The organism is Streptomyces sp. 549 (assembly GCF_030124175.1).
Lineage (GTDB): Bacteria > Actinomycetota > Actinomycetes > Streptomycetales > Streptomycetaceae > Streptomyces.
Map to the genome: position 1 here is coordinate 20,830 of NZ_JASKMT010000042.1, position 6,394 is coordinate 27,223.

Genomic DNA, 6,394 nt, shown 5'->3' on the forward strand with positions numbered 1-6,394 from the left:
AGGGGTCCCCCTAGGTGGATGGCTGAATCGTCGCCGTGTTCGAGGCGGCCCCCGTAAGTTATCCATAAAGGCTGACAACACAGTGGCCAGAGCGGAGCTGTGGCACGGATGTGGCGAGGGTGTGACAGTCAGCCGCGGCGAAATGTCGCGACAGCTACGGCAATGACGGCATAGAGCCCGGCGACGGAGAGCACCAGTGCCGCAGACCGGCCGTCCGGGGGCAGCATCACCGCGGCGACCGCCGCAGCACCGACGAACGCCACGTTGAACAACATGTCGTAGAGCGCGAAGACCCGTCCCCGGTAGCCGTCGTCCACGGTGGACTGCACCACGGTGTCGGTGCAGATCTTCCCGCTCTGGGTCACCAGGCCCAGTACGAAGGCCGCAGCGATCACCGGGCCCGGTTCGAAGGTCAGGCCGAGCACCGGGACCAGTACGGCAGCCGACGCCGCACACAGGGCCATCCAGCCGAGTCGGCCGAAGCGTTTGGCCGCCCACGGCGTGATCACGGCGGCGGCGAAGAAGCCAAGCCCCGATATGCCCAGGGCCAGACCGAGCAGGGCCATGCCCTGCGACACGTCCTCGGCCCAGGCATGGCGGCACAACATCAGCACCATCACGGTGAGCGCGCCGTAGCAGAAGCGCATCGCTGCCATGGCAGCCAGCGCCTCGGCGGCCAGACGGCGCTCCCCGAGGTGCCGCAGGCCGGCCACCAGTCCCTTCAGCGTCCCGGCCACCGCTGCCAGTACCCGTGGCTGCACCTGGTCCGCCTCCGGGCCCAGCAGCTCCTTCGCCATGCGCAGCGCCGCAAGTCCGCCCAACAGGTATACGGCTGCCGCGATCACCACCACCACGGCGTCCGCTCCGACCCCCTCGGGCATCAGCAGTCGTGTGCCCAGAGCCATGGCACCGCCTGCGGTGGCCGCCAGAGTTCCCGCAGTGGGTGAAAGGGAGTTGGCCATCACCAGCCGATCGGCGTCGACAACCCGCGGCAGTGAGGCGGAGAGGCCGGCCAGGATGAAGCGGTTGACAGCGGTGACCGACAGTGCGGAGAGGTAGAACAGCCAGGTCGGCACCGAAGCAAGGATGAGCACCGCGGTACCCAGTGCGAACACCGCGCGCAACAGGTTGCCGAAGAACAGCACCTGCCGGCGCCGCCAGCGGTCCAGCAGTACGCCGGCGAACGGCCCCAGGACCGAGTAGGGCAGCAGCAGCACCGCCATGGCGGCGGCAATGGCACCCGGCGACGTCTCTCGCTCAGGTGAGAAGACCACGTAGGAGGCCAGTGCGACCTGGTAGACGCCGTCAGCGAGTTGGGACAGGAGTCGAACGGCGAGCAGGCGCCTGAAGTCGGTGAACCGCAGGAGCACGCGTGCGTCCTGGACCAGACCCGTGCGTCCCGGCGTCATGTTGCGGAATCCCGCCCCTCGAGTCGTGTTTCACGTGAAACATCGGCAGTCAGTCCGCACCGGCCGCCCGTCCGCACCGGCGGTCAGTCCGCTGAGCTGCTCCCCCAGCGCACGGGTTCCGTCTCCTTCGAGTCGCTGGCGGTCCGGCCACCGTGAACGGTATGCCCGACGACAAAGGCGTCCCGGTGCCCGTCCAGTACGCCGCCGCTCGGATCGTCCGAGCCGTCCTGGCGGACCGGGTCGTGCCGGGGTCGCAGTACATCCCGCACCACCAGACCGCAGAGGTACAGGGTGCCGATCAGGTGGGCGGCGATGGTCAGTTGGTAACCCTCCTGCGGCAGGCCCTGGCTGTTGTCACCGCCACTGGTGTGGGCCAGGTAGAGCCAGATGCCGAGGAAGTACACCACCTCGCAGGCCTGCCAGATGAGGAAGTCCCGCCACCGGGGTCGTGCCAGCGCGGCCAGCGGGATCAGCCACAGCACGTACTGCGGCGAGTAGACCTTGTTGGTGAGGATGAACAGCGCCACCACCAGGAAGGCCAACTGTGCGAAGCGCGGACGGTGCCGGGCGCACAGCGCCAGAGCGCCGATCCCGGCGCACCCGAGCAGCATCAGGAGCGTGCCGTAGGTGTTGGCGTCGTCCAGTGGGTTGCCGGTGCGCTGGGAGATGATCAGCCAGATCGAGCCGAAGTCGACTGGGCGTTCCTGGCTGAAGGTGTAGAACTTCGCCCAGCCCTCCGGTGCGAAGTACATCACCGGCAGGTTCACCGCGAGCCAGGCGGCGATGGTGCCACCCAGAGCGGAGTGGAAGGCGCGCCAGCGTCCGGCGCGCCAGCACAGCACCAGCAGGGGGCCCAGCAGTAGTACCGGGTAGAGCTTGGCGGCGGTGGCCAGGCCCAGCAGCACACCGAAGGCCAGCGGGCGGCTGCGTGACCACATCAGCATGGCCGCCGCGGTCAGTGCCACGGCGAGCAGGTCCCAGTTGATGGTGGCGGTGAGCGCGAAGGCAGGCGCCAGAGCGACCAACAGCCCGTCCCACGGCCGCCGCCGGTGGGTACGGGAGACGCACACCGCGATCACCGCGGTGCACACCATCAGCATGCCGGCGTTGACCATCCAGTAGAACTGCTGTTCCTGCACCATCTCGGCCGAGCCCGGCGTGAGCCAGGCGGCGACCTGCATGAACAGTCCCGTGAGCACCGGGTACTCCAGGAACTCCATACCTCCGGACTGCTCGCTGATCCGGTCGAAGTACGGGATCATCCCGTCGGCGAAGCCGCGGCCGGTGTACAGGTGCGGGATGTCGGAGTAGCAGGCGTGCACGTACTGGCTGCCCTGTCCGAAGAACCAACCCCCGTTGTAGCAGGGCAGTTTCTGGACCATGCCGAGCGCGAACATGCCCAGGGCGACGAGCGCCGTGATCCGGACCGGCGTCCACCAGTTCTCCCCCAGCCGGGCCCGCCTGCCCACCGGCCCCCCGAGGAACGCACTTCCGGCCGCGGCGACCTCGTCCTGCTGGGTGGGCCGGACGGGGTGGTCGTCACGCACGCTGGTCATGGTGCTCATCCTGCCCTACGGCCCCTGCTGTGCGAGGGAGGGCCGCCCAGTGGCTCACCGGAACAGGGCGGGCCGCGCGTCAGCCACCCGGAGCGACGGCGCGCGCCTTGAGGAAGGCGTAGTGCAGTACGCCGCCCCGGTCGCCGATCCGGCGCAGGTCGGCCATCCCCGCGTCCCACTCCTCGGGCGCGGCCAGTCCTTGCGCGAGGGCCTGCTCCCGCACCGCGTCGAAGACCGGCAGGAACGTGTTCCGGGTGAACCCCTCCACCAGAGCCGGGTGCGCGTCGTCGGCGTACACCGTGCGGGGGCGGACCTCGACGTCCGTGTATCCGGCAGCGGTCAGCAGCGGTTCGAGTCGCCGCCCGATCAGGGCGTCACCGCCGGCGGCGGACTGCAACCGCACCTGGCAGTCGACCACCGCACGCGCCCGGTGGCTGTCGGGGTGGAAGAACGCCGACCCGTGGTCCCCCTCGATCACGGTGAGGGTTCCGCCGGGCCGCAGGACGCGCCGCAGTGCCACCAGGGCGCCTGCCGGATCGAGCAGGTGCTCCAGGACGAAGCAGACGAAGAGATGGTCGAACGCGTCGTCGGGGAACGGCAGCTCGAACAGGTCGGCCCGGTACCACTCGACGTCGGCCTCCGGTACGTGCGCGGCCACATGTGACCGGGCGCGCGCCAGGGAGTCCGCGGAACGGTCCACCGCGACGAAACGGGCCCCCGGCCCGGCCTTCACCAGGTGAACCGTCTGCGCGCCCACCCCGCACCCCACCTCCAGCACGCTGCTGCCGGCCGGGAAGAAGGTGTCCGCGTGAAGCAGCCCGGCCAGGGTGTCCGCCTGGTCCGCCAGCCGCCGGCTCTCCCGGACGGAGTAACCGTGCACGTAGGCGGCCGGGGAGACGGTGGTCGTGAGCGGCCTGGGGGCCGGGGGTGGCGCATCGGGTGCGAGCGTCGAGCGGGTGGGCGAAGTGGAGGTGTGCGAAGTCGTCATGACATCACCCTGGCTGGGAGCATGGACCCGTGAACAGGTCCAAAGACGGCTTGGATGAGGGGTCCACAACCGGTGCGGACTTCCTCCAACTGCACCTCGCCGACGCCCCGACCGGGGGACGGGCGGACTGGCTGACCGACCGGCTGCGCGGTGCCGTCGCGGACGGCCGGCTGCCCGCGGGCAGCCGACTGCCGCCCAGCCGGGTGCTCGCGGCGGAACTGGGCATCTCCCGCGGGGTGGTCACCGAGGCCTACCGGCGGCTCACCGAGGACGGCCACGTCGTAGGCCGCGGACGCCGGGGCACCGTGGTCGTCGCGGCACCCACCGGCCCCCCGGCCGCGATCGGCCTCCCCGCCCCCACCCGAGCGGCGAACTCACGGGTGGCGACCTCACAGCTGCCGACCTCGCAGGTGACGGTGCCGGCCGCGCAGGACCTGTTCGGCATCACCCCCGGCGCGGACATCTTCGAGCGGTATCGCGAGGCACCCGCCCGCATCGACCTCTCGCCCGGTCTCCCCGACCTCTCGGCGTTCCCCCGCGCGGCCTGGCTGCGTGCCGAACGTGCCCTGCTCGGCACCCTGTCCGCGTCCGAACTCGGCTACGGCGACCCCAGGGGCGCCCCCGCCCTGCGCAGAGCCGTCGCCCACTGGCTCGGACGCAACCGCGGCATCCGCGCGGACCCCGACGAGGTGCTGGTCGTCTCCGGGACGGCCCAGACCCTGACCCTGGTCGGCCAGGTGTTGCACGAGGACGGCGTCACCGAGATCGCCGCGGAGGATCCCGGCTCGCTGGGCACCCGCCAGCACCTGAGCCGGCAGGGCCTGCGCATCCTGCCGGTACCCGTGGACGCCCAGGGCGTCAGGGTCGACGTCCTGCGGGACTGCGGCGCACCCGCCGTCCTGCTCACCCCGGCCCACCAGTTCCCCACCGGCGTGGTGCTCGGCGGGCAGCGCCGCCGTGAACTGGCGAGCTGGGCCGACGACAGCGGCGGGCTGGTCGTCGAGGACGACTACGACGCGGAGCACCGCTACGACCGGGCTCCCGTCGCCGCGCTCCGCTCCCTGCTGCCCCGCCAGGTCTGCTATGCCGGAAGCATCTCCAAGATCCTCGCCCCGGCGCTGCGGATCGGCTGGGCGCTGCCGCCGCCGCACTACCGTGAAGCGCTGACGGAGGCCAAGCGCAGCGCCGACCTGGGCAGCGCCGTACTGCCGCAACTCGTGCTCGCCCACCTCATGGAGTCCGGTGAGCTGGACCGGCTGCTGCGGCACCTGCGTCGGCACCACCGGCGCCGGCGCGACGCGATGATCGCGTCGCTGCGTACCCACCTTCCCTCGGCCCGGGTGCACGGCGCCGCCGCCGGGCTGCACCTGATGGTCACCTTCCCCACCTCACGCGCGGACAGCGACCTCGCGGCGGCGGCTCTCGCCGAGGGCGTCAAGACCCAGCCGCTTTCCTGGCACAGCCTGGCGCCGCAGCCGCCGGGCCTCGTCCTCGGCTACGCGGCCACCGCACCCGACCGGATCGAGCTGGGCGTCAGCCTGCTCGCCCGCGCTCTCCGCCGTCTGCCGTGAGCCGTGACTGCCCAGCGGTGGTCGCCGTGCCGTGGTCGCTTGCGGCGGGAGGGCAGGAGGCATCGGCTGTGAGACTCCGACACGGGGAATGCGGCCCCACAGGCAGCCTGTAGGATCCCGCGGTTCGTGTCATAGAGCATCGCGTTGACCTGCAGCTTCTCTTTGAGTCTCACAGCGTGACGAGCTTGATCAATCTCACGGACGTGGCAGATTCCTCAGCACGAGGGAGACTGCCTCGGTGACCTCGAACGCGCCCCCCCTGCCCGGCACGAGCCACTCCCGGCCGACGCTTCCTTGTATCCAGACCTGGCGTCCGCCGGCAGCTTCGCCGGAGCGCTGGAAGCCGTGGCTGCTGAGCTCGGTCTCTCCCTAGGCAGGGTTCTTGTGGATGATTCGAACCCGCTCCGGACGGCAGGCGTCGAGAGCACGGTGGCTGACCGTGAGGCGTGCTGGATCAGCCTGGGGTCTGTGGAGCGGTGGTTCATCTTCAGCGGTTGGTCCATGGGGGTGCAGTTGGTCTCGGGCGCGACTCAGGACTTGGGCGAGATGGCGCGGGCCCTGGAGGCATGGCGGAACGGCCTGAGGCTCAAAGAGATCCGCGAGGTGAGCCCATTCGTCAAGGTCACCGAGCTGGCCGAAGCCCATGAAAAGGGTCCGGCCGAGGCGGTCGCGGTGAAGTGGCGCTTGCTCCTTGAATGCCTGCGCCGAGATTCGGACCGCCGGGAGCTCGCCCATCGGACGCTGAAGGTTGCCGAGCTTGCGCATGCCGAACCACAGCTGCGCCAGCTGCTTCCGTTCACCAGCCACTGAGCGTTTCCGATCTACGCTCTGGGGAGTGAAGATCGTTTCTGCATGACCGCGAGGATGGCG

At 70.4% G+C, this 6,394-nt stretch carries 5 protein-coding genes; 2 read left to right on the forward strand and 3 right to left on the reverse strand.

All coding sequences use genetic code 11. From position 1 onward, the window contains the following. Positions 1 to 128: 128 nt before the first annotated feature. From QNO07_RS26520 to QNO07_RS26530, 3 genes are all read right to left on the reverse strand, one after another. Positions 129 to 1,409 (reverse strand): MFS transporter, encoded by a 1,281-nt coding sequence (locus tag QNO07_RS26520; protein ID WP_283995053.1) that lies wholly within the window; start codon positions 1,407 to 1,409, stop codon positions 129 to 131. Between the two features lie 83 nt (positions 1,410 to 1,492). Further along, positions 1,493 to 2,965: a glycosyltransferase family 87 protein gene (locus tag QNO07_RS26525; protein WP_283995055.1), complete on the reverse strand. Its 1,473-nt coding sequence runs from the start codon at positions 2,963 to 2,965 to the stop codon at positions 1,493 to 1,495. Positions 2,966 to 3,044: 79 nt separating this feature from the next. Further along, positions 3,045 to 3,953 (reverse strand): methyltransferase domain-containing protein, encoded by a 909-nt coding sequence (locus tag QNO07_RS26530; protein ID WP_283995056.1) that lies wholly within the window; start codon positions 3,951 to 3,953, stop codon positions 3,045 to 3,047. A 29-nt stretch (positions 3,954 to 3,982) separates the two neighbouring features. On the opposite strand from QNO07_RS26530, the gene pdxR reads away from it, so the two are divergent. Together pdxR and QNO07_RS26540 are read left to right on the forward strand one after the other, a co-directional pair. Further along, a complete protein-coding gene (gene pdxR / locus QNO07_RS26535; protein WP_283995058.1) occupies positions 3,983 to 5,524 on the forward strand; it encodes a MocR-like pyridoxine biosynthesis transcription factor PdxR in 1,542 nt (513 codons plus the stop codon). A 345-nt stretch (positions 5,525 to 5,869) separates the two neighbouring features. Further along, positions 5,870 to 6,334 (forward strand): DUF6193 family natural product biosynthesis protein, encoded by a 465-nt coding sequence (locus QNO07_RS26540; protein ID WP_283995060.1) that lies wholly within the window; start codon positions 5,870 to 5,872, stop codon positions 6,332 to 6,334. The last annotated feature ends 60 nt before the right edge of the window (positions 6,335 to 6,394 follow it).

What these genes read in the sequence shown, in the direction of transcription:
- QNO07_RS26530 (WP_283995056.1), bottom strand. Translation starts at nt 3,953, where the DNA reads ATGACGACTTCGCACACCTCCACTTCGCCCACCCGCTCGACGCTCGCA.
- QNO07_RS26525 (WP_283995055.1), bottom strand. Translation starts at nt 2,965, where the DNA reads ATGACCAGCGTGCGTGACGACCACCCCGTCCGGCCCACCCAGCAGGAC.
- QNO07_RS26520 (WP_283995053.1), bottom strand. Translation starts at nt 1,409, where the DNA reads ATGACGCCGGGACGCACGGGTCTGGTCCAGGACGCACGCGTGCTCCTG.